Annotated in this window: 22 protein-coding genes; 17 read left to right on the top strand and 5 right to left on the bottom strand. The window is 67.4% G+C overall.

Annotation, left to right across the window (positions count from 1 at the left end; all coding sequences use genetic code 11):
• Position 1: 1 nt before the first annotated feature.
• Genes ABDB87_RS12415 through ABDB87_RS12405 form a run of 3 tightly spaced genes read left to right on the top strand, consistent with a single transcriptional unit; the run spans position 2 to position 2,265 of the window.
• Positions 2-271, top strand: coding sequence for a hypothetical protein (locus tag ABDB87_RS12415; RefSeq protein ID WP_345927469.1), 270 nt, complete (start codon positions 2-4; stop codon positions 269-271).
• The gene (locus tag ABDB87_RS12410; protein ID WP_345927467.1) at positions 268-597 is read left to right on the top strand and encodes a hypothetical protein; all 330 of its coding nucleotides are present in this window, start codon (positions 268-270) and stop codon (positions 595-597) included. The genes ABDB87_RS12415 and ABDB87_RS12410 overlap by 4 nt, the downstream gene beginning before the upstream one ends.
• An 18-nt stretch (positions 598-615) precedes the next feature.
• On the top strand, positions 616-2,265 hold the full coding sequence (locus ABDB87_RS12405; protein ID WP_345927465.1) for a PepSY-associated TM helix domain-containing protein: 1,650 nt from the start codon (positions 616-618) through the stop codon (positions 2,263-2,265).
• Positions 2,266-2,271: 6 nt separating this feature from the next.
• Here ABDB87_RS12405 and ABDB87_RS12400 read toward each other — a convergent pair whose 3' ends face one another.
• Together ABDB87_RS12400 and ABDB87_RS12395 are read right to left on the bottom strand one after the other, a co-directional pair.
• Positions 2,272-3,000 carry a 4'-phosphopantetheinyl transferase family protein gene (locus tag ABDB87_RS12400; RefSeq protein ID WP_345927463.1) on the bottom strand — a complete coding sequence of 243 codons (729 nt, stop codon included), beginning with the start codon at positions 2,998-3,000 and terminating at the stop codon, positions 2,272-2,274.
• 87 nt (positions 3,001-3,087) lie between these two features.
• Entirely contained in the window at positions 3,088-3,639 is a 552-nt protein-coding gene (locus tag ABDB87_RS12395) for a flavodoxin family protein (RefSeq protein ID WP_345927461.1), read from the bottom strand.
• A 130-nt stretch (positions 3,640-3,769) separates the two neighbouring features.
• Here ABDB87_RS12395 and ABDB87_RS12390 point away from each other — a divergent pair, with 130 nt between their 5' ends.
• Positions 3,770-4,177: a winged helix-turn-helix transcriptional regulator gene (locus ABDB87_RS12390; RefSeq protein ID WP_345927459.1), complete on the top strand. Its 408-nt coding sequence runs from the start codon at positions 3,770-3,772 to the stop codon at positions 4,175-4,177.
• Positions 4,178-4,274: 97 nt separating this feature from the next.
• Entirely contained in the window at positions 4,275-6,347 is a 2,073-nt protein-coding gene (locus tag ABDB87_RS12385; protein ID WP_345927457.1) for a methyl-accepting chemotaxis protein, read from the top strand.
• Between the two features lie 36 nt (positions 6,348-6,383).
• Here ABDB87_RS12385 and mutS read toward each other — a convergent pair whose 3' ends face one another.
• On the bottom strand, positions 6,384-8,918 hold the full coding sequence (mutS, locus tag ABDB87_RS12380; RefSeq protein ID WP_428715124.1) for a DNA mismatch repair protein MutS: 2,535 nt from the start codon (positions 8,916-8,918) through the stop codon (positions 6,384-6,386).
• A gap of 254 nt (positions 8,919-9,172) precedes the next feature.
• Between mutS and ABDB87_RS12375 the strand changes: the two genes are divergently transcribed.
• From ABDB87_RS12375 to ABDB87_RS12355, 5 genes are read left to right on the top strand one after another with little or no spacing between them, the layout of a single operon-like run.
• Entirely contained in the window at positions 9,173-9,502 is a 330-nt protein-coding gene (locus ABDB87_RS12375) for a hypothetical protein (RefSeq protein WP_345927455.1), read from the top strand.
• 59 nt (positions 9,503-9,561) lie between these two features.
• Entirely contained in the window at positions 9,562-10,110 is a 549-nt protein-coding gene (locus tag ABDB87_RS12370) for a DUF2796 domain-containing protein (RefSeq protein WP_345927453.1), read from the top strand.
• Positions 10,107-10,808: an ABC transporter ATP-binding protein gene (locus ABDB87_RS12365; RefSeq protein WP_345927451.1), complete on the top strand. Its 702-nt coding sequence runs from the start codon at positions 10,107-10,109 to the stop codon at positions 10,806-10,808. Before ABDB87_RS12370 ends, ABDB87_RS12365 begins: the two co-directional genes overlap by 4 nt.
• Positions 10,805-12,067: an ABC transporter permease gene (locus ABDB87_RS12360; protein ID WP_345927449.1), complete on the top strand. Its 1,263-nt coding sequence runs from the start codon at positions 10,805-10,807 to the stop codon at positions 12,065-12,067. The genes ABDB87_RS12365 and ABDB87_RS12360 overlap by 4 nt, the downstream gene beginning before the upstream one ends.
• A 3-nt stretch (positions 12,068-12,070) precedes the next feature.
• Positions 12,071-12,679 (top strand): DUF3299 domain-containing protein, encoded by a 609-nt coding sequence (locus ABDB87_RS12355; protein WP_345927447.1) that lies wholly within the window; start codon positions 12,071-12,073, stop codon positions 12,677-12,679.
• 74 nt (positions 12,680-12,753) lie between these two features.
• Here ABDB87_RS12355 and ABDB87_RS12350 read toward each other — a convergent pair whose 3' ends face one another.
• Both ABDB87_RS12350 and ABDB87_RS12345 read right to left on the bottom strand, forming a co-directional pair.
• Positions 12,754-13,485 (bottom strand): substrate-binding domain-containing protein, encoded by a 732-nt coding sequence (locus ABDB87_RS12350; RefSeq protein ID WP_345927445.1) that lies wholly within the window; start codon positions 13,483-13,485, stop codon positions 12,754-12,756.
• A 119-nt stretch (positions 13,486-13,604) separates the two neighbouring features.
• Entirely contained in the window at positions 13,605-13,763 is a 159-nt protein-coding gene (locus tag ABDB87_RS12345) for a hypothetical protein (protein WP_345927444.1), read from the bottom strand.
• Positions 13,764-13,836: 73 nt separating this feature from the next.
• Here ABDB87_RS12345 and ABDB87_RS12340 point away from each other — a divergent pair, with 73 nt between their 5' ends.
• From ABDB87_RS12340 to ABDB87_RS12310, 7 genes are all read left to right on the top strand, one after another.
• A complete protein-coding gene (locus ABDB87_RS12340; protein ID WP_345927443.1) occupies positions 13,837-14,811 on the top strand; it encodes a helix-turn-helix transcriptional regulator in 975 nt (324 codons plus the stop codon).
• 132 nt (positions 14,812-14,943) lie between these two features.
• Entirely contained in the window at positions 14,944-15,624 is a 681-nt protein-coding gene (locus ABDB87_RS12335) for a GTP cyclohydrolase II (RefSeq protein WP_345927441.1), read from the top strand.
• A 99-nt stretch (positions 15,625-15,723) separates the two neighbouring features.
• Entirely contained in the window at positions 15,724-15,972 is a 249-nt protein-coding gene (locus ABDB87_RS12330; protein ID WP_345927439.1) for a hypothetical protein, read from the top strand.
• A 90-nt stretch (positions 15,973-16,062) separates the two neighbouring features.
• Positions 16,063-16,728 (top strand): LysE family translocator, encoded by a 666-nt coding sequence (locus ABDB87_RS12325; RefSeq protein ID WP_345927437.1) that lies wholly within the window; start codon positions 16,063-16,065, stop codon positions 16,726-16,728.
• 97 nt (positions 16,729-16,825) lie between these two features.
• Positions 16,826-17,317, top strand: a complete 492-nt coding sequence (locus ABDB87_RS12320) for a hypothetical protein (RefSeq protein WP_345927434.1) — start codon at positions 16,826-16,828, stop codon at positions 17,315-17,317.
• A 90-nt stretch (positions 17,318-17,407) separates the two neighbouring features.
• Positions 17,408-19,639, top strand: a complete 2,232-nt coding sequence (locus ABDB87_RS12315) for an FdhF/YdeP family oxidoreductase (protein WP_345927432.1) — start codon at positions 17,408-17,410, stop codon at positions 19,637-19,639.
• Positions 19,632-19,883 (top strand): helix-turn-helix domain-containing protein, encoded by a 252-nt coding sequence (locus ABDB87_RS12310; protein ID WP_345927430.1) that lies wholly within the window; start codon positions 19,632-19,634, stop codon positions 19,881-19,883. Before ABDB87_RS12315 ends, ABDB87_RS12310 begins: the two co-directional genes overlap by 8 nt.
• Positions 19,884-19,931: the final 48 nt, after the last annotated feature.

Below are 19,931 nucleotides of genomic sequence, written 5' to 3'. Positions count from 1 at the left end.
CATGGCCGCCTGGATCGTACCGGGCTTGCTGCTCACGCTGGCGGGCAGCCTTGCCGTGTACCTGGCTTCGCCGCATCAGCGCCTGATCGCCCGGCCCCTCGGGGCCGTGGCGGCACGCGCCTCCGGCGGGCTGCTGTGCGCGGCCGGGCTGCTGTGCCTGCTGGGCGCTTTGCAGGCGGTGGCGGCGGTGCTGGTCTTCGCGACCTGGCTGATGCTGCTCTTCGTGATCTGGCCCTATGCGGGCGTGCTGGCTGCAACGAGGCAGAAATGACGACGACATCCACTGCCGATGCACAGGCTACGGCGAAACCCGGTCCGCGGCCGATCCAGCGTGACTGGGTCTCGCGGACGCTGGGCGGCACGCTGCTCGGCTTCACGATGGCCATCGGCTGCAGCGGCCTGCTGACCGTGGTGCTGGCCGCTGCCGACGTGGCCCTCGGAACCCGCGCCCAGCTCGCGATGTGGCTGGTGCCACCAGTGTGGCTCAGCGTGCTGGGCGCCTGCTTCATGTTTGCAAGCGGCCTGCGGACCTGGCTCTGGCTGGGGCTCGCCAATCTCGTCGTGTTCGGCGCGTATTTCATCGCGCGGTTCTTCTGATGCCGGGAAGGAATTTTCATGCGCAGTGATCTCATCCGGATCTACAAGAGCGTGCACACCTGGACCGGCATCCTCGCCGGCATGGCCTTGTTCATCGCCTTTTATGCCGGCGCGCTGACGGTCTTCAAGGACCCGATTGCGCGCTGGGTCGCGCCACCGGCGGCCGTGCGGCAGGTCACGCTGGAGGACTCGGCGCTGCTCGTGAGCCGGCTGCTGGCGAGCCGCCCCGAGGCGCTCAGGGGCTTCCAGCTCAATCTGGAAATCACAGAGCGTCGGCCGGGCAGGGTGGAGTGGCAGGTGAAGCCGAAAGACGCCGACGAGCATGACAATCTCTCGGGGCATTTCTATCTGGCCTCGCTGGATGCGGGCGGATCGGTGCGGGTGGACGAGACGCAACCTTCCCAGCTCGTCGACCTGATCGACATCCTGCACCGTGTCGTCGGCCTGCCCTTCGATGATGATCCCGCGCGCTGGTTCATGGGCGTGATCGCCGCGCTCTACGCCGTGGCGCTGTTCTCCGGAGTGGTCGTGCTGCTGCCGACCCTGGTGAAGGATTTCTTCGCGCTGCGCGTGGGCAGGAACCTCAAGCGCATGTGGCTCGATGCGCACAATGTCGTCGGCATCATCAGCCTGCCCTTCCACATCGTGATGGCGGTGACGGCAGTGGTCTTCGCCTATCACGATGGCATCTATGCGCTGCAGGACCGCGTGCTTCACGGCGGGAAACTGTCCAGCGCCTGGAGCGGGCCGAAGCCGCAGGGAACGAAGCCTGAAGCTCGTGACCCGGCCGCGATGCTGCCCCCGCTCGAACTCGTTGCGCGTGCGAAGGCGCTCTCGCCGGGCTTCGAGCCGGAAAGCCTGCAATACCTCCAGCTTGCTTCGCCCCGCGCGATGGTGCGGGTGTGGGGCAATGACGCGGCGGGCCTCTCGCCGCGCGCTATGGGGGGCTTCGTGGCGCTGGATCCGTGGACAGGCAAGGTGCTGAGCAGGGACTTCCTGCCCGGCGCGCAGGAAGCGGCGAGCCTCACGCTGAGCAGCTTCTTCGCACTGCATTTCGCCACCTTCGGCGGTACACCGGTGCGCTGGATGTATTTCGTGCTGGCGCTCGCCGGAGCCTGGCTCTTCTACAGCGGCAACCTGCTCTGGGTCGAGTCCCGCCGCAAGGCACAACGCAGGGGGGAAGCCGTGCCGGCGCAAAGGCTGGATACGCGCCTGCTCGCGGCGGCCACGGTCGGCGTGTGCATGGGTTGCGTGGCGGGCATCTCGTTCAGCATGGTTGCCGGCAAATGGCTCTACGGCCATGTTGCCGATCTCAATTCCTGGCACTGGCGTGTGTATTACCTGGTGTTCTTCATGAGTCTGGCATGGGCCTTCCTGCGCGGACCGGCGCGTGCCGCGATGGAACTGCCCGCGCTGGCCGCGGCCGCCACGCTGGCGATTCCACTCACCTCGCTGCTCGGTGCGCTGGTGCCCGCACTGGGCTGGTGGGCTCACACCAGCGGGCCGGCGCTCGGCGTGGATCTCACCGCGCTCGCACTGGGCCTGAGCCTGGTCTGGATGCAGCGCGCCACCGCGCGGCGTGTGCGTCAGGGCTCGGCGGACAGTGTGTGGTCACTCGGCGAAGCGCAGGCGCGCGGGGTGCAGCCGCTTCAGCCCGGCGAAGTCTGACGCGCGTCAGCCAGGCAGTGTCAGCAGGGCCAGCGCGGCCGCATGACCCGCTGGCACCGATAGTTCCCACAGCCGTGTCGGCCCCGGCATCGGGCCCGGGCCGCTTACGCCCAGTTCCGCGTCGCCCTGCAGCGGCAGCATGGTCCAGCTCGCCAGATCATCGCGCAGCCCGCTGCCCCAGGCCTTGAACACCGCCTCCCGCGCCGTCCAGATCCGGTAGAAAGCCTCCGGGCTGCAGGGCGTGCCGCAGCAGGCGCGCTCTTCGGATGACATGAGCATGCTGGCCAGCGACCCGATGGGTCGGTTCGGGTCGATGACTTCAAGGTCGATCCCGATGGCATGGTTTGAAGAGAGGCCGATCAGCGCATGACCGCCGGCGTGGGAGAGGTTGAAATGCGCCGCAGCGGCCTCGGCCAGAAACGGCTTGCCGCCGGCGCCGATGCTCAGTCTGAGCCCACCGGCGGGCGTTTCGAGCCAGGCTCCGAGCAGGCAGCGCAGGGCGGCGTGGCTCAGGGCATGCCGGTCGGCATCCGCCTGATGGATGAAACGTGCATTGCGTTGGCGCTCGCCGGCGTCCAGCAGCGCCAGGGCCTGTTCGCGCCAGCCGGAGGCCCGCGCCAGGTCCAGTCGCCAGACCCGGGTGCCGGGTGGTACGCCGTCCGGCAGGGACACTTCGTACAGACCCGGGCAGAGGCCGGCAGCGTCGAAGCTCGGAGCGTGGTGGGCGGAGGTCATGATGCCGTTGATTCTAGCGCCGCCGGGCCTTGCTGCCGGACGCAAAAAAGGCCGCTTGCGCGGCCTTGTGTGACCAGACGCCCGGGCTTACTTCAGGCGTGCGGTGATCGCGGCGACGCGTGCGCCGTACTGGCGTGCGGTTTCCAGATCACCGGTGGGGATCGCGTCGGCACCGGCGTCAGACGGCGATTGCACCAGCAAGCCCACCGAGCCGCCGAGGTTGTTCACTTCCTCGCGGGTCGAGGCCAGCTTGTTGGCCGGCGGCAGACCCAGGCTGACCCAGATGCCGCCGTGCTGCGAGGCCAGCGTCTGCAGGCTGATCAGGGTGACGGCCTTGTCGCCGTTGAGGCTGGCGCTGTTGGTGAAGCCTCCGAAAACCTTGTCCTGCCAGGCGCGGGTGAACCAGGCCTTGGAAGTGGCATCGGCAAACTTCTTGAACTGCCAGGGAGCGGAGCCCATGTAGGTCGGGGCGCCGAAGATGATCCCGTCGGCGGCCGCCAGCTGTTCCCAGCCGGCATCGGGGATATTGCCTTCACTGTCGATGGCGAGCAGCTCGGCCTTCGCGCCCTCCGCGACGACTTCTGCAATGCGCTTGGTGTGGCCGTAGCCAGAGAAGTAAACGACGACGATCTTGCTCACGGACTTTCCTTTCTGGACGTTTGTTGGGAGTGGGCGAGGGGATGTTGGTCGCCACGGGAAAGATGGTATCTTCCGGAAACCGGGGTCACAAGAAGGCACTCCGGCAACACCTGATTACCTTGAGGAAACCATGGCCTGCCCTCATGACAATCTGATTGCGACGATGCCTTACAACGTTTACTCCCGCAATTGTCCTGCCCGCCTGGTGCTCGACCGACTGGCCGACAAGTGGGCCTTGCTGGTGATCGGCAGCCTGCGGGAAGGCACCCTGCGCTTCAACCAGTTGCGCCGCGAGGTGGATGGCGTGTCGCAGAAGGTGCTGTCGCAGACGCTCAAGAAACTCGAGCGGGACGGCATCGTGGCGCGCACCGCCTTGCCGACCGTGCCGGTGACGGTGGAGTACGCGCTGACCACGCTCGGGACCACCCTGGCCGAAACGATCGAGCATCTGTCGAGCTGGGCGGAATCGAACATGGAAGAGATTCAGGCCGCCCAGGCTCGTTACGACCGCCGCGAAACCGCCACGGTGGCGGGCTGATCAGCAGACGCGGCAGCTGCCCTTCAAGCCACTCCGATCCGCCACCCCTCTGCCGTTAGGCGACAGGAACGGGCAAATGCCCGCAGGGGAGGCGCACATGCGCAACAATCAGCCGGTGACCGGTCAGGAATACATCCTGCATGACGGGGCCGCCATCATTTCGCGGACGAATGCCAAGGGCCGCATCGTGGCCTGCAACGAGGAATTCGTCGAGGCTTCGGGTTTCTCCGAGGAAGAGCTGCTCGGCCAGCCTCACAACATCGTCCGCCATCCCGACATGCCGCCCGAGGCCTTCCGTGACCTGTGGCAGACGCTCGCCAGTGGCCACGCCTGGACCGGGTTCGTCAAGAACCGGCGCAAGAACGGCGACCACTACTGGGTCAGGGCCACCGCCGCACCACTGTCCGACGGCTCCGGTCATTCCTCGGTGCGGATCAAGCCCTCGCGTGCCGAGGTGGCCGAGGCCGAGGCGCTTTATGCGCGCATGCGCAGCGATCCGGCGCTGCGGCTTGAAGGCGGCCGCGTGGTGCGCCAGCGGCGATTCCGCCTGCCGGCAATGAAGCTCTCGATGCGCCTGGCGATGATGGCCATTGTGCCGCTGATCGCGATCCTGATCCTTGCCTCGCTCAATCTGAAAGGGCTCTACAAGACCGGCAAGGACGTGACCGAGCTGCATGACGTCAGCCTCGAGCCGATGGAGCAGATGGCCGAAATCAACGACCTCGGGCATCTCGGCGTGACCTCGCTGCTGGCGGCGCTGGTCGCACCGGATGACAAGGCGCGTATCGCGAGCCTGCGGCAGGAATCCGAGGCCTATCGCAACGAGATGGAAAAACGCTGGCAGGCGTTTGCCGCGAGCCCGGCTGCCGGCGTGCTGCCGAAGATGGCCGAGCACGGCAAGCAGCGCGAAGCGACCAGTGCGCTGGTGGCAGAAGGCTTTTCATTGCTGGATGCCGGCAAGCCCGCCGAGGCAGGGGCCCTCGTCAACACCCGCCTGATGCCGGCATTGAAGGCGCAGGAAGATGTGGCGGACGGGCTCAAGGAGGATCTGGGCAAGGCTGCCGATGAGGCCTATGGAGACGCGCGCGATGTGTTCAGGACGGCGCTGATCGAAGCCGTGCTGCTGGTCGTGCTCGCTTCGGTCTGCACGCTGGTGTTCCTGGTGATCAACCGCAATCATGTGTTGCGCAATCTCGAGGCGACACGGGCTGCCACGCGTGCGATCGCGAGCGGCGATCTGATCCGCCCGCTGCCGCCCGGTGGCAACGACGAGTTCGGCGAACTCATCAGCGACGTTGCCATCATGCGTAATGCCCTGCATGAGCTGATCGCGGGCATGCGCCAGAATGCGGAGGCGCTGAGCAAGGCTTCCTGTGACCTCTCGCGCGCGGCGGAGCAGAGCGCCGAGGCGTCCACTCTGCAGGCCAGCACGGCCTCCGGCATGGCGGCGGCGGTCGAGCAGCTGTCGGTGTCGATCAGCATGGTCGACGCCGGCGCGCAGGAAGCCTCGAGTGCAACCCGGCGCGCCTACGAGAGCTCGGGCGAAGGCGGCGAAGTGATTCGCCAGGCGTCCAGCGAGATGCGTGTGATTGCCAGTGCCATCGAGGCTGCCTCGGGCAGCATGGCCGAGCTGCAAGCACTCTCGACCAGCATTTCCGGCATCGTCGAAGTGATCCGCGAGGTGGCGGACCAGACCAATCTGCTGGCGCTCAACGCCGCCATCGAAGCGGCGCGGGCCGGCGAGCAGGGCAGGGGCTTTGCGGTGGTCGCCGACGAGGTGCGCAAGCTTGCGGAGCGGACCGGCAGAGCCACTGGCGAGATCGGCGGCATGATCGCGCAGATCCAGTCCTCGGCCAGCCGCGCCGTGCTGGAAATGGAAGACAGCGTGCGCAAGGCCTCGAGTGGGCTCACCCTGTCGGAAAAAGCGGCGTCCTCGATCAAGGAGATCGTGGAGGGCTCGCAGAGCGTGCTCAAGGCCGTGTCCGAAATCAGCAATGCGCTCAAGGAGCAATCCGCTGCCACGCACGATATTACCCAGCGCGTCGAAGAGGTTGCCCGCAACTCGGATGAAGGCTCGCACTCCGCAGAGCAGGTGGCGGACTCGGCCAGGCATCTTGAAGCCCTCGCGGCGCATTCACGCCAGCTCGCCGAGTTGTTCCGGATCGCCTGAAGCCTGCTGCGGCCCCTGCCGCGGCAGGGGCGGGTTTCAGGAGAGCTGCTTTTTCAGCGCATAGAGCGCTTCCATCGCTTCGCGCGGGGTCATCGCGTCCGGGTCCAGCTCCGCCAGTGCGGAGAGGGCCGGATGGCTGATCTGTGCCGGCTCCGGGTCCGGCAGCGAGGCAAACAGATCATCCTGCGGGCCGGCGGCGACTTCACGGTTTTCCAGCGCGCGCAGCCGGCGCTTGGCGTCACGCACCACCGCGGGCGGAATGCCGGCGAGTGCTGCCACCTCGATACCGTAACTCTGGGAGGCCGGGCCGTCCTGCACCGCATGCAGGAAGACGATGCTGTGCCCGTGTTCCACCGCGCCCAGATGCACGTTGGCGCATTCCGGATAATCCTGGCCGAGGCGGGTCAGCTCGAAGTAGTGCGTGGAGAAAAGCGCGTAGCTCTGGTTCCTGTCCAGCAGGTGCTTCGCGATCGAATAGGCCAGTGCCATGCCGTCGAAGGTGGAGGTGCCGCGGCCGATTTCGTCCATCAGCACCAGGCTGCGATCGGTCGCGCCGTTGAGGATCGCGGCTGCTTCGGTCATCTCGACCATGAAGGTCGAGCGGCCGGAGGCGAGGTCATCCGACGCGCCGATGCGGGTGAAGATCGCGTCGACCGGACCGATGCGGCAGTGACTGGCCGGCACGAAGGCGCCACAGTGGGCGAGCAGCACGATCAGCGCCACCTGGCGCATGTAGGTCGATTTACCGCCCATGTTCGGGCCGGTCACCAGCAGCATGCGGCGGGTGGGCGCGAAGCGGGTGTCATTGCTGATGAAGGCATCCACCTGCCGTTCCACCACCGGATGACGGCCGCCGGTGATCTCGATCACCGGCTCGTCGACCAGCTCCGGCGCGCGGTAGTCAAAGCGCGCTGCGGCCTGGGCGAACGCGGTCAGCCCGTCGAGCAGGGCCACCGCATGGGCGATGCGCTGCAGCCCCGGCACCTGCGGCGCGAGCTTCAGCACGAGCTCCTCGTAGAGCATCTTCTCGCGGGCGAGCGAGCGGTCCTGCGCGGAGAGCGCCTTGTCCTCGAAGGCCTTGAGCTCGGGCGTGATGTAGCGCTCGGCGTTCTTCATCGTCTGCCGGCGGCGATAGTCTTCCGGCACCTTGTCGGTGTTGGCGTGCGTGACTTCGATGTAGAAACCATGCACCCGGTTGAATTCGACCTTCAGCGTCGGGATGCCGGTGCGCTCGCGCTCGCGGGCTTCCAGCGCAATGAGGAATTCGCCGCAGTTGTTCTGGATGTCGCGCAGCTCGTCGAGCTCCGCGTCATAACCGCGGGCAATGACACCGCCATCCCGGACCATGGTGGCGGGCTCCTCGGCGATCGCGGCAGTGAGCTGCTGCAAGACCTCGAGCGGTGGTGCAAGATCGGCGTGGATCTGCGCGAGCAGGCTGGCCTCGGTGGCCTGCAGCGGCGCGCGTACCTCGTCCAGCGCTGCAAGGCTCACTCGCAGGGCTGCCAGCTCGCGCGGGCGCACGCTGGTCAGCGCGATGCGGGTGGCGATGCGTTCGATATCGGCGATCGGCCGCAGCGCTGCACCCACGGCATTGAGCGGGCCGTCTCCCGCATCGCCCAGCAATGCGCCGACCGCCGCATGGCGCTCGCGGCATGCCTGGCGCGAGGCGAGCGGATGGTGCAGGGCATGGCGCAGCCAGCGCGAGCCCATGCTGGTCTCCGACAGGTCCAGCAGCGAGAGCAGGGTGGGCGACGGATCGCCTCGCAGGGTTTCGGAAATTTCCAGATTGCGCCGGGTCTGCGCATCCATGCGCAGGTAGTCGCCTTCGGATTCGACGCGCAGCGTGGTGATATGGGCGAGCGTCTGGCGTTGGGTGCTGCGCGCATATTCAAACAGCGCGGCTGCGGCAGACAATGCCACTGGCATGTCTTCGGCGCCGAAGCCGGCGAGGTCCCGCGTGCCGAAATGCGTGGTCAGCAACTCCTTGGCGGTCTTGGCGTCGAACTGCCAGTCTGCCAGGCGGCGCAGGGCCGGTACCCGCGCTTCGAGTGCGGGCAGCTTGAGCGACTCGGGAATCAGCGCTTCGGCAGGCCGCAGACGTTCGAGATGGCTGATCAGCGCTTCCGGTTCGGTTTCGACCAGGCGGAAGTCGCCATTGGCGAGGTTGAGCCAGACCAGCCCCAGCACGCCGCGATTGAGCTGCACGGCAAGCAGCGGCGCGTCGGCACGATCATCGAGCAGCGCTGCGTCGGTCAGCGTGCCGGGTGTGACGATGCGGCTCACCGCGCGCTCCATCGGCCCCTTGGTGGCCCCCGGCTCGCCTACCTGCTCGGCGATCACCGCCGATTCGCCCATCTTCACCATCTTCGCTAGATAGGGTTCCAGCGCGTGGTGCGGCACACCCGCCATGCGGATCGGCTGGCCGCCGGAGCTGCCGCGGGTGGTCAGCGTGATATCGAGGATGCGCGCCGCCTTCTCGGCATCATCGAAAAAGAGCTCGTAAAAATCTCCCATGCGGTAGAAGAGCAGCGTATCCGGATGCTGGACCTTGATCCGGAGGTACTGCTGCATCATGGGCGTGTGGGCGCTGATTTCCTGTTCGGAGAGGGTCCTGAAGTCGTACAAGGCGGGCTCTTTCGCTGAAGACAGTTGCGGCGGCCGTTGCGGCGCGCGAAGGGCCGTAGTTTAGCGGTAGCCGGGCCGTATCGCGCGTGTTGCCGCACGGCACTTTTCCGCTTGGCCTGCATCCCGCGCCGGACGGGTCTGTGCCCGCTCGCCGGGATGCGGTATTGTGCAACCCTGTTGCATCTGAACCTTGACGCGCCATGCGCCCTGCAAGACCTCTCGCGCTGATCTGGCTGCTGAGCCTGTGCCTGCTGTGCATGCAGGGCGGGCTCAGGCTGCATGCGCTCGGCCACGCGGTCGAGACGCTGGCGCACGCCGCGCAGCTTGCGCAGGGCGGGGATGCCGTGCAGGCCGAAGAGCACTGCGTGCTGTGTGACGCGGCAGCCGTGCTGTCTGCCGGGGCGGTGGCCTCGGCCCCGGGTCTGGCGCCGGTGCAGGCCGCGCACGTCCTGATCTGCCCGGAGCGGCCGGGGGTCCGGCGCTGCCCGAACGCCGGACCGCAGGCCCGCGCGCCTCCAGTAGTGGTCTGAGCCCCGTTTGCGCGCCTGCCGGGCGCGTTTTCCTCTGACCCTTCTGCTGGAGTGTATTCATGCGTTCATCCCTTGTCCGCGCCGCTTTGCGCGTGGCCCTGCTGTTACCTCTTTGCCTGGGCCTGGCCCACGCTGCCCCGGCTCATGTCCATGGCCAGGGCAATCTTGAAATTGCGCTCGACGGCGCACAGCTCTCTCTTCATCTCGAGTCGCCCCTGCATGACCTGATCGGTTTCGAGCGCGCGCCGCGCAACGCGGCCGAGCAGCAGAAGGTGCGCGACATGGCCGCTCGCCTGCGCGCGGCAGATCGTCTCTTCCTGCCCACTGCTGCCGCCGGCTGCACGCTGCAATCGGTGAGCCTCGTTTCTGCCGTGCTGGATCCGGCACTGCTGGGGGAGGCCGGCAAAGCCGGGGGGGATTCGGATGGACATGCCGATCTGGATGCGGATTTCAGCTTCCGCTGCGACAAGCCCGAGGTGCTGCAGGGCCTGAAGGTGGCGCTGTTTGGCCAGTTCCCCGGACTGCATCGCCTGCAGGCGAGTTTCGCCGGGCCGCGTGGCCAGAAGGCGGCACGCCTGGACGCCGCCAATCCGGAGCTGCGCTGGTGAGTACGCCGGCCGTGGTGGCGCTCGAAGGCCTGCGCTATCGCTGGCCGGGGCAGGGCGGGCCGGGGCTGGTGATCGATCGGCTGCAGCTCGCCCCCGGCGAGCATCTGTTCGTGCAGGGCGAGAGCGGCAGCGGCAAGAGCACGCTGCTCGCGCTGATCGCCGGCGTGCTCTTGCCGCAGGCGGGCTCGGTGCGTCTGCTGGGGCAGGATCTGGCGGCGCTCTCCAGCGCCAGACGGGATCAGGCGCGGGTCGATCATGTCGGCTTCATCTTTCAGCAGTTCAACCTGCTGCCTTACCTGGCGGTGATCGACAATGTGCTGCTGCCTTGCCGGTTTTCCGGCAGGCGCGGCGCCCGGGCGGTGGCGCGCAGCGGCAGCCTGCAGGCCGAGGCCGCACGCCTCCTGGCGCGGCTGGATCTGGACGAGCGCCTCTGGCAACGCCCGGCGGCCGGGCTTTCGGTCGGGCAGCAGCAGCGGGTGGCGGCGGCGCGTGCGCTGATCGGTGCGCCGGAGCTGCTGGTGGCCGACGAGCCGACCTCCGCGCTGGATGCCTCGCGTCAGCAGGGCTTTCTGGCCTTGCTGCGCGAGGAGGCGGCGGCCAGCGGTGCCGCGCTGCTCTTCGTGAGTCATGACACACGACTGGAAGCCGGCTTCTCCGCGTCGTACAGACTGGCACCGATGATGGAGGGGGCGGCATGAACGCGCTGTTCCGCATTGCACTGGCCAGCGCCTGGAACCGGCGCAGCGCGCTCCTGCTGATGGCGCTGTCGATCGCGCTCTCGGCCTTTCTGCTGCTGGGCGTGTCCCGCGTGCGCGAAGCGGCCCACGAGAGCTTTTCGGCCTCGGTTTCAGGAACGGATCTCATCGTCGGTGCGCGCGGCAGCGGTCTCTCGCTGATGCTCTACACCGTTTTCCACATTGGTGACGCGACGCAGAACATCGACTGGAAATCCGCGCGCTGGCTCGCCGCGCATCCGGCGGTGGCCTGGGCGCTGCCGGTTTCACTGGGCGACTCGCATCGCGGCTTTCCGGTGCTCGCGACCGAGGCGGACTATTTCAAGCGCTTCCGTTATGGCGCTGACATGTCGCTGCGCATCGTCGAGGGCCGGGCTTTCGATGAGGTCTTCGATGTCACGCTCGGCGCCGAGGTCGCGAAGAAGCTGGGCTATCGCCTGGGCGACAGGGTCGTCCTCACGCACGGCTCGGGCCTCGATGGCGGCATCGAGCATGCCGACAAGCCTTTTGCCGTGAGCGGCATCCTCGCGGCGACCGGCACGCCGGTGGATCGCACGCTCTTCATCAGCCTCGCCGGCATGGAGGCGATCCATCTCGACTGGCAGGCCGGAGCGCCGGTGGCCGGCATGTCGATCGGCGCGCAGTTCGTGAAGAAATTCGATCTCACGCCGCGCAACGTGACCGGCGTGCTGGTGGGGCTGCGCAGCCGCGCGCATGTGTTCGCGATGCAGCGCGAGATCGCTGCCTATCGTGAGGAGCCGCTGATGGGCGTGATGCCCGGCGTGGCGCTGGACCAGCTCTGGCAGGTGGCGCAGGGCGGCGAGCGCGCCTTGCTGCTGGTGTCGCTGGCCGTGGCCGCAGTCGGTCTGGCCGGGCTGGTGGCCACACTGCTGGCCGGGCTGGACGCACGCCGGCGCGAGCTCGCCATCCTGCGCTCGGTGGGTGCCGGGCCGCGCCGCATGGTGCTGCTGCTGCTCATCGAAGGTCTGGGCGTCACCGCCTTCGGCATCCTGCTCGGCTGGGTCTCGCTGTGCGGCGTGCTGGCGCTTGCCGGGGATGCGCTGCAGGCGGGCTGGGGCATCGCCTTGCAACCCTTCGTGCCCGGTCTGGCGCAGTGGTGGCTCATCGCCGGCCTGCTCGCCGCCGGCTTGCTCGCGAGCCTCTTGCCGGCCTGGCGTGCGTATCGTCTTTCACTGGCCGATGGCCTGCTTCCCAGGATCTGATTCATGCGACCTTACCTGCCTGTCATGCTCTCCGTGCTCTGCGGCGCCGCTGCCGTCTTCTGGTTCCTGCGGCCGGCGCCGGAGGCCGCCGCGAGCTACCGCAATGGCGACCGGCTCGCCGCCGGCGCGCAGACGGCTGGCCAGACTGCAAAGGAAATCAACTGGGATCAGCTGATGCCGGCCGACTGGGATCCCTATCTCACGCTCAAGGGGCTTGACCTCGCGAAGCTGCAGGATGGCGACCCGAAGGCGCGCGCCGCGATGGACGAAGCCCGCGAGCGCTGGAACAAGGCGCCGGTGGTGCATGCCTTCGACAATCAGCTGGTGCGCATTCCCGGCTTCCTGATCCCGCTCGATGCGGAAGGTGAGGCCGTGCACAGCTTCCTGCTGGTGCCGTACTTCGGTGCCTGCATCCACACGCCCCCGCCGCCGGCGAACCAGATCATCGAGGTGAAGAGCAGCCAGGCGGTGGCCAACGCGCGGATGATGGATGCGGTATGGGTCACCGGGCGCCTGAAGGTGGAAGCCGGCGACAGCATGTTCGGTCCGGTCGGCTACCGGATCGATGCCAGCGCCGTTGCGCCTTATGTGAAGCCGGCTGGCGGGCGCTGAATCAGGGCTGATGCGCCCGCCATCGGGCTGCCTGAACTGCCGGAACGGGAGAATGGCCCGAAGACTTTTTCCCGTCAGGCTGCCGGCAAGCTCGCTGCGGCGTCCTGCGGATGACGCACCGCAGGCGTCATGCCGTGGCGGCCGATGAGGGCAGCGGCCTCGGCCGAGCGCATGAAGCGGATGAATTCGGCGGCTGCTTCGGGCTGAGCGGAATCCTTGCCGACGGCGGCAGCGAATACGGTCAGGATCTCGCAGCCCGGCGGCATGCCGCCGAGTATCCGGATGCCGGGCGCATTCATGAGTTCGCTCAGCTGCTGGAAGCCCAGCGACACCTGGCCTTCGGCCAGCATGCGTGCTACCGGGACGCCGGCCGGCGATTGCACCAGGCGATCCTTCAGGCTGGCGCTCAAGCCCATCCGCTCGATCAGCGCGAGCAGGGCCGCGCCGCTGGGCCCGGTGGAGTAGCCGATGGCGCGGGCTGCCAGGAGTGTTTCGCGCAGGGCGGCTTCGCTGCCCACGTCCGGCAGGTTCGCGTCTGCCGGAATCGCGATCGCAACGGCCGAGCAGGTAATGCCGCAGGGCTCACCGACCAGACCCGCCGCGGCGAGCTGGCCCAGCGCGTCATCAGCCAGCATCACGATGTCGAAGCGCTCACCGGCCTGCACCCGCCTTGCCGCATCCACGCCACCGACCGAGATGAAGGCCGGCAGGAGCCGGCCATGGGCCGCCTGGGCGGCACACAGATCGGCCAGCAGCAGGCGGGTGGCCATGGAGGAAATGCCATTGAGGGGGATCGGGGCGGTCATCTGAATCCTTTCTGCTTGCGCGGGCAGCGCGTGAAGCCGCTGCGCGGGCGGGGGCGTGTCCCTGATTGTGACCCGCACGGCGGGCGTCGGGATGCGGAATTACCCTCATTCTGCACGACTCAAGCCCGGCGGCGATGAGCGCTGCGACAGGACGGGCGACAGAAGCCGCGATGGAGGATGCGGGTGTCGATCCAGAACACGATGGCGTCCAGCGTCGCGGCGACGCCGATGCACAGAGCGGCCGCGGCCAGAGACTGGAAGAGTTCGGTCTCATTCATGATGCGCTCCCGATGGGTGGTGTGAGGCATACTGTGCGCTTCGTCAAGCTCACTGAATGAGCCAGGGGGAGTCATGAGCCGCACCGTTCGCATCTACCGTATCGACCAGATGCTTCACGATCGTCGTGTGGTGACTTTCGATCAGCTGCTCAAGGCGCTCGAAGTGTCTCCGGCCACGCTCAAGCGCGATCTGCAATGCATGCGCAACGAGATGAATTCCCCGATCGTGTGGGACGCCGAACTCCAGGGCTACCGCTTCGACAAGCCGAATGCCGGCCCGAAGTACGAGCTGCCCGGTCTCTGGTTTCATCCTGACGAGATCCACGCCTTGCTGACCATGCAGCATCTGCTGGCGAATCTGGACGAAGGCGGCATTCTCACGCCGCATGTCCAGCCACTCATTGCGCGGCTCAATGCCATGCTGGGCTCGGCCGACAACCCCGCCGACGAGGTGCGGCGCCGGGTGCTGATCGTGGGCATGGGCAAGCGGGCGATCCGCCTGGCGCAGTTCGAGAAGGTCGGTTCGGCGCTGCTGCGGCGCAAGCGGCTGAAAATCCGCTATGCCGGGCGCGGCCGGGGCGAGACCAGCGAGCGCGAGGTGTCGCCACAGCGCCTGGTCTATTACCGTGACAACTGGTATCTGGATGCGTGGTGCCATCTGCGCGAGGGCCTGCGCAATTTTTCGGTGGATGCCATCCTGCATGCCGAGCTGCTCGAAGCGAAAGCCCGGGAAGTCGGCGAACGCAGCGTGAATGAGACGCTGGGCCCGGGCTACGGCATCTTCAAGGGGCGGGCTCTGGCCTGGGCACGGCTGCGCTTCACGCCGGAGCGCGCGCGCTGGGTGGCCAGCGAACACTGGCACCCGAAGCAGAAAGGCGGTTTCGGTGAGGATGGCAGCTATCTGCTGGAGATTCCCTATGCCGACGACCGCGAACTCCTGATGGACATCCTGCGCTACGGCGCCGATGTGGAAGTGCTCGAGCCGGCCGCGCTGCGCAGCCGGGTCCGTGAGGAGGTAAGCCGCATGACGAAACTCTATCGCGGCTGAAAGGCCGGCCCGGCCAGCCTTTGCGCCCGGGCAGGGCTGATTCGGATGCGGCGCGGATTCCCCAATGCCGGCTTCCGTCTTATCATGGCAGGCATAACGCATTCCCCCGAAGGCGCTCGGATAGCGCCCGCCATGCTCCCAGAAACGATTAGCCCCCAGAACGAGTTGCCCGGTCTCCAGGGCACTCAGATCCGCACCGTCGTCAAGGTTCCCGTCACGCTCGAAGACGGCCGCACCGTTGAGGCCTGCTTCATCACATTCGATGGTCTGCACGACGCACGCGAGCACTTCGCGCTGCGTTTCGGCAAGCCTTCCGCCGTCGCGCCGCTGGTGCGGGTGCATTCGGAGTGCATCACCGGCGACGTCTTCGGTTCGGCCCGCTGCGACTGCGGCCCGCAATTGCGCGAAGCCATGCGCCGCCTGGCCGACGAGAGCGGCTATCTGCTCTATCTGCGCCAGGAAGGGCGGGGCATCGGGCTCTTTGCCAAGCTCGACGCCTATCGCCTGCAGGATCAGGGCCTCGACACCTATGCCGCCAACCGGCATCTGGGCTTCGATGACGATCAGCGCGACTATCGCGTGGCGGCCGACATGTTGCGTGCCCTCGGCGCTGCGCGCATTACGCTGCTCTCCAACAATCCGGACAAGAAAGCCCAGCTTGAGGCGGCCGGCATCACGGTCGACCAGCAGCTGCCCACCGGTGTGTTCGAGAGTGCCAACAATCGCGGCTATCTCGAAGCCAAGGTGCGCTACACCAAGCACACCATCGCGCTCGATCCCGCCCAGCCGCTGAGCCTGAAGAAACCCCGCTGAGCGCTGCCACTTTCCGCCATCTCGCGGAAAGCTCCGGGCCTGGCTCATCCGGTGAGCCCGTGTGCCGTCAGACTGCCTCCGTTTCAGGGAGGAGCGTTCATGACGGATGACACACACGACGAAGCCCGCAACCCGCGTCGCCCCGGCGGCCGGCATGCCGGCTTGCCACGGCCTCGCGCCAGCGCGCCCTGGCGCGAGGCGTCGCCGCCCCGGCCGCAACAGTCGCGGCGACTGGTCGAGCCGGGCGTTTTCGATCTTTCCGCCGAGGTCGAGCTGGGCGAAGACGGCTACTTTCATCTGCGCACGCCGGGCAAACCTCCGGAGTCCGGCAATCCGGGCGGCGAATGATGCGCGCCGTCCGCTGGCGCTTGCGCAGGCCCGCTGCGGTGTCCATGCTGTCAGGCAGGCCCGGCGGCATCCGGCACGCCGCGTCAGCCGATGCCGACTGAACCGACCATCGAGGTGAACGAGATGCTGACACCGCTGATCACGATTGCACTGCTGCACTGGGCCGTGCTGCTCATTCCCGGTTTCAATTTCCTGCTGGTGGGGCAGCTTGCCGCGGGCGGATCCCGTCGGGCGGCGCTGGCGGCGGTCGTCGGCATGACGAGCGCCACGCTGATCTGGGCGACGCTTGCTGTGGCCGGAGTCGGCGCGGTGTTCAGCGCCCAGCCGGTGCTGCGGCAGGTCGTTCAGCTGGCGGGCGGCCTCTATCTGCTGAGGCTCGCCTGGGGGCTGTTCCGTGCGGCCGGGCAGCCGGTCCTGGCCGAAGGGCGTGCGCTGGGGAGTCTGGCGGCGTTCCGGGCCGGTTTCGTGACCAGTGCCCTGAATCCGAAGATCGCGCTCTTCTACGGCAGCGTCTTTGCTACCGCGCTGCCACATGAGCCCGCGGCCGGGCAGGTCGTGGCCGCGGTGTTGCTGGTGTATGCGAACTCCTGGCTCTGGCACGGATCGCTGGCTTTCCTGCTGTCACGTCCGGCCGTGCGGCAGGCCTATGTCGCCCATTTTCGCGGGCTCACCCGGATTTCCGCCGCGCTGGTGGGCGCGTTCGGTCTGCGCCTGATCCTGGTGGCCTGCCAGGAGGCGCGTGCGCGTCTGGGCTGAGCCGCGAGGCGCTGGCAGGCGCGTCATTCTGTGTCGCCCCGTTTTCCGGAGCGTGGAGCCGATACACTGGGGCCCGAACCTTTTTCCGGAGCCCCCAATGATGCAGACGACTGATCGCAGAACCCGGCTTTTCTGGATCGGGTTGCCGCTGATGGTCGGCCTGCTGCTGCCCTCGCTGGTGCTGTTCGCGGTGCAGGTGGTCGTGGGCGGCGTGGCCTGGTCGGCCGCGCTGGCCGACGTGCTCGCGCGGCAGTTTGCAACGGGCCACAACCTCTTCCTGATCGCGGTGCTGGGCCTGCTGCCTTTTGTCATGCTGGCGGTCGTCTCGGTCATTGCGGCCCGCCGCTTGCCGGCCAGGCGTTTGTCCTGCTTCGCGGCGGGCGGGCTGGCGGCCATCCTTGCCATGACCGTGCCGGGGCAGGTAGGCGTATGGGCGCCGTTCTACGGTGGTGGGCAGGTGTCGTCCACCGCGCCGATTGCATTTGTCATCCTGCCGGTTTTCGGTGTGGTCGCGCTCGCGGTGGGTCTGCTGGGCGGCTGGCTGATTTCCTGCCTGCCGGTGTTCAGGGCCGGCAACACGGGCGACTGAGCCGTTCGCCAGGCGGGCGCTGGCTTTTCTTGTTCTTGTCACCGTGGAGGCAGACAATGCTTTCACCCCGACGTACCCCGACAAGAAAACATGCCCGAGAAAAAGATCGCACCCTATGGCGCTGCGGCTGGAGGGCTTGACGCCCTGAAGGCTTCGCTCGCCGCTCTGCAGAGCCAGCAGGCGCTAGGCAAGGGTTTCATCACGCTGCGCCAGGCCAATCAACCCGATGGTTTCGACTGCCCCGGCTGCGCCTGGCCGGACCGCAACCCTCACTCCAGTTTCGAGTTCTGCGAAAACGGCGTGAAGGCCGTTGCGGCGGAGGCCACGGCCTTCCGCGTCACGCGCGAATTCTTCGCGCGGCATTCCGTCAGCGAGCTCATGCAGTTCGACGATTACACGCTCGAAAAGCAGGGCCGGCTGACCGAGCCGATGCGCTATGACGCGGCCAGCGACCACTATGTTCCGATCGGCTGGCCCGAGGCTTTCGACGCGATTGCCCGTCAGTTGCAGGCGCTCGCGAGCCCTGACGAGGCCGTGTTCTACACCTCCGGCCGCACCTCGAACGAAGCGGCCTTCCTCTATCAGCTTTTCATCCGCGAGTTCGGCACCAACAATCTGCCCGACTGCTCGAACATGTGCCACGAGCCTTCGGGGGCCGGCATGACGCCGCAGATCGGCGTGGGCAAGGGAACGGTGACGCTGGACGACTTCACCCGGGCGGAAGCCATCTTCATCTTCGGCCAGAATCCCGGCACCAACCATCCGCGCATGCTGGCGGAATTGCGCGACGCGGCTCGTCGCGGTTGCCGCATCGTGGTCTTCAACCCGCTGCGCGAGCGGGGGCTGGAACGTTTTGCCGATCCGAAGCATCCCCTGCAGCTGCTGGGCGGCGAGACAGCGCTCGCCACGCATTACTACCAGCCGCGCATCGGCGGCGATCTGGCCGTGGTGCGCGGGCTCATCCGCATGGTGCTGGAAGCCGGGGGCGAAGACGCCCGCTTCATCGCGGAGCATTGCTCGGGCTTTGAGGCCTTTCGTGCCGATGTCATGTCCGGCAGCTGGGACGAGATCGAAGCGCAGGGCGGACTCTCGCGTGCGCAGCTTGCCGAGGCGGCGCGGATCTATCTCGATAGCGAGGCGACCATCGTGACCTGGGGCATGGGCATCACCCAGCATCGTCATTCGGTGGCCACGATCCAGATGCTGGTGAATCTGCTGCTGCTGCGCGGAAACATCGGCAAGCCCGGCGCCGGGGCCTGTCCGGTGCGCGGGCATTCGAACGTGCAGGGCGATCGCACGATGGGCATCAACGAGCGGCCTTCCGAGGCATTTCTCGATCGTCTGGGCCAGGCTTTCGGCTTCACGCCGCCGCGCGCGCCCGGCCATGACGTGGTGGCGGCCATCGAGGCGATGCGCGCCGGCCGGGCGAAAGTCTTCTTCGCGCTGGGTGGCAACTTTGCGGCGGCGGCGCCGGATACGGAACAGACCCGGGCCGCATTGCGACGCTGCGAACTCACCGTGCAGGTCACGACCAAGCTCAACCGCTCGCATCTGGTTCATGGCCGCCAGGCGCTGATCCTGCCCTGTCTGGGGCGGACCGAAGTCGACCTGCAGGCCAGCGGGCCGCAGGGCGTGACGGTCGAGGATTCCATGAGCATGGTCCATCTCTCGCGCGGCATGAACCCGCCGGCTTCGCCGCACCTGCTCTCCGAACCGGCCATCGTCGCCCGGCTGGCGCAGGCGGTGCTGCCGGCGAGCCGCACGCCCTGGCTGTGGCTGGTGGAAGACTACGCCCGCATCCGCGACCGCATCGCGGAGGTCGTCGACGGTTTTCAGGACTTCAACCGCCGGCTCGCGGCGCCCGGCGGCTTCTATCTCGGCAACAGCGCGCGCGAGCGGCGCTGGCAGACCGAGGGCGGCCGTGCGCGCTTCATGCCCCATCCGCTGCCCACGTTGCCGGCAGCCGATTTCCGCCTGATGACGGTGCGCAGCCACGATCAGTACAACACCACGGTGTATGGCCTCGATGACCGCTATCGCGGTGTGTACGGGCATCGCCGGGTCTGCTTCATCAATCGGGACGACCTGGCCCGCCTCGGCATGCAGGACGGCGAGTGGGTGGACATCACCAGCATCTGGGACGATGGCGAGCGCACGGTGAAGCGCTTCCTGCTGGTGGTCCATGACATTCCGCAGGGCTGTCTGGCGAGCTATTTCCCCGAGACGAATCCGCTTGTTCCGCTCGGCGCGTTGGCCGACATTGCGCGCACCCCGGCGTCGAAATCGATCCCCGTCCGCCTCTCTCGTAGCACCGATGAATGATCTGCCTGCGGCGATCCTGCTGGCGCTCGCCGGCCCCGAGCCGCAGCCGGTCGCACGCCTGCGCAAGCAGCTGGGCTGGCCGATGAGCGTACTGCTGCGCGAACTGCATCCGCTTGCGGCGCTGGGGCTGATCGAATGGCAGCGGGAGCCGCGACGCGAATGCGTGGGCCTCACCGCGGCCGGTCGGGCATTGCTGGTGCAGACGGGCGTGGCCGCGCTGTCGCCGGGGGACGACAGGTCCTGAGGGGCAGCGCGCCGGGCAGCCGCCGCAGGCAACGCTCAGGATGAAAAG

The sequence above is a fragment of the Uliginosibacterium paludis genome (assembly GCF_039631355.1).
In the GTDB taxonomy this organism is placed as follows: domain Bacteria; phylum Pseudomonadota; class Gammaproteobacteria; order Burkholderiales; family Rhodocyclaceae; genus Uliginosibacterium; species Uliginosibacterium paludis.
This window is presented reverse-complemented; position numbering and strand designations above follow the sequence as displayed.

What these genes read in the sequence shown, in the direction of transcription:
- ABDB87_RS12345 (WP_345927444.1), bottom strand. Translation starts at nt 13,763, where the DNA reads ATGAATGAGACCGAACTCTTCCAGTCTCTGGCCGCGGCCGCTCTGTGC.
- ABDB87_RS12375 (WP_345927455.1), top strand. Translation starts at nt 9,173, where the DNA reads ATGCGCCCTGCAAGACCTCTCGCGCTGATCTGGCTGCTGAGCCTGTGC.
- ABDB87_RS12320 (WP_345927434.1), top strand. Translation starts at nt 16,826, where the DNA reads ATGATGCAGACGACTGATCGCAGAACCCGGCTTTTCTGGATCGGGTTG.
- ABDB87_RS12310 (WP_345927430.1), top strand. Translation starts at nt 19,632, where the DNA reads ATGAATGATCTGCCTGCGGCGATCCTGCTGGCGCTCGCCGGCCCCGAG.
- ABDB87_RS12315 (WP_345927432.1), top strand. Translation starts at nt 17,408, where the DNA reads ATGCCCGAGAAAAAGATCGCACCCTATGGCGCTGCGGCTGGAGGGCTT.
- ABDB87_RS12330 (WP_345927439.1), top strand. Translation starts at nt 15,724, where the DNA reads ATGACGGATGACACACACGACGAAGCCCGCAACCCGCGTCGCCCCGGC.
- ABDB87_RS12385 (WP_345927457.1), top strand. Translation starts at nt 4,275, where the DNA reads ATGCGCAACAATCAGCCGGTGACCGGTCAGGAATACATCCTGCATGAC.
- ABDB87_RS12360 (WP_345927449.1), top strand. Translation starts at nt 10,805, where the DNA reads ATGAACGCGCTGTTCCGCATTGCACTGGCCAGCGCCTGGAACCGGCGC.
- ABDB87_RS12410 (WP_345927467.1), top strand. Translation starts at nt 268, where the DNA reads ATGACGACGACATCCACTGCCGATGCACAGGCTACGGCGAAACCCGGT.
- ABDB87_RS12355 (WP_345927447.1), top strand. Translation starts at nt 12,071, where the DNA reads ATGCGACCTTACCTGCCTGTCATGCTCTCCGTGCTCTGCGGCGCCGCT.
- ABDB87_RS12370 (WP_345927453.1), top strand. Translation starts at nt 9,562, where the DNA reads ATGCGTTCATCCCTTGTCCGCGCCGCTTTGCGCGTGGCCCTGCTGTTA.
- mutS (WP_428715124.1), bottom strand. Translation starts at nt 8,918, where the DNA reads ATGCAGCAGTACCTCCGGATCAAGGTCCAGCATCCGGATACGCTGCTC.
- ABDB87_RS12350 (WP_345927445.1), bottom strand. Translation starts at nt 13,485, where the DNA reads ATGACCGCCCCGATCCCCCTCAATGGCATTTCCTCCATGGCCACCCGC.
- ABDB87_RS12325 (WP_345927437.1), top strand. Translation starts at nt 16,063, where the DNA reads ATGCCGACTGAACCGACCATCGAGGTGAACGAGATGCTGACACCGCTG.
- ABDB87_RS12335 (WP_345927441.1), top strand. Translation starts at nt 14,944, where the DNA reads ATGCTCCCAGAAACGATTAGCCCCCAGAACGAGTTGCCCGGTCTCCAG.
- ABDB87_RS12340 (WP_345927443.1), top strand. Translation starts at nt 13,837, where the DNA reads ATGAGCCGCACCGTTCGCATCTACCGTATCGACCAGATGCTTCACGAT.
- ABDB87_RS12400 (WP_345927463.1), bottom strand. Translation starts at nt 3,000, where the DNA reads ATGACCTCCGCCCACCACGCTCCGAGCTTCGACGCTGCCGGCCTCTGC.
- ABDB87_RS12415 (WP_345927469.1), top strand. Translation starts at nt 2, where the DNA reads ATGGCCGCCTGGATCGTACCGGGCTTGCTGCTCACGCTGGCGGGCAGC.
- ABDB87_RS12405 (WP_345927465.1), top strand. Translation starts at nt 616, where the DNA reads ATGCGCAGTGATCTCATCCGGATCTACAAGAGCGTGCACACCTGGACC.
- ABDB87_RS12390 (WP_345927459.1), top strand. Translation starts at nt 3,770, where the DNA reads ATGGCCTGCCCTCATGACAATCTGATTGCGACGATGCCTTACAACGTT.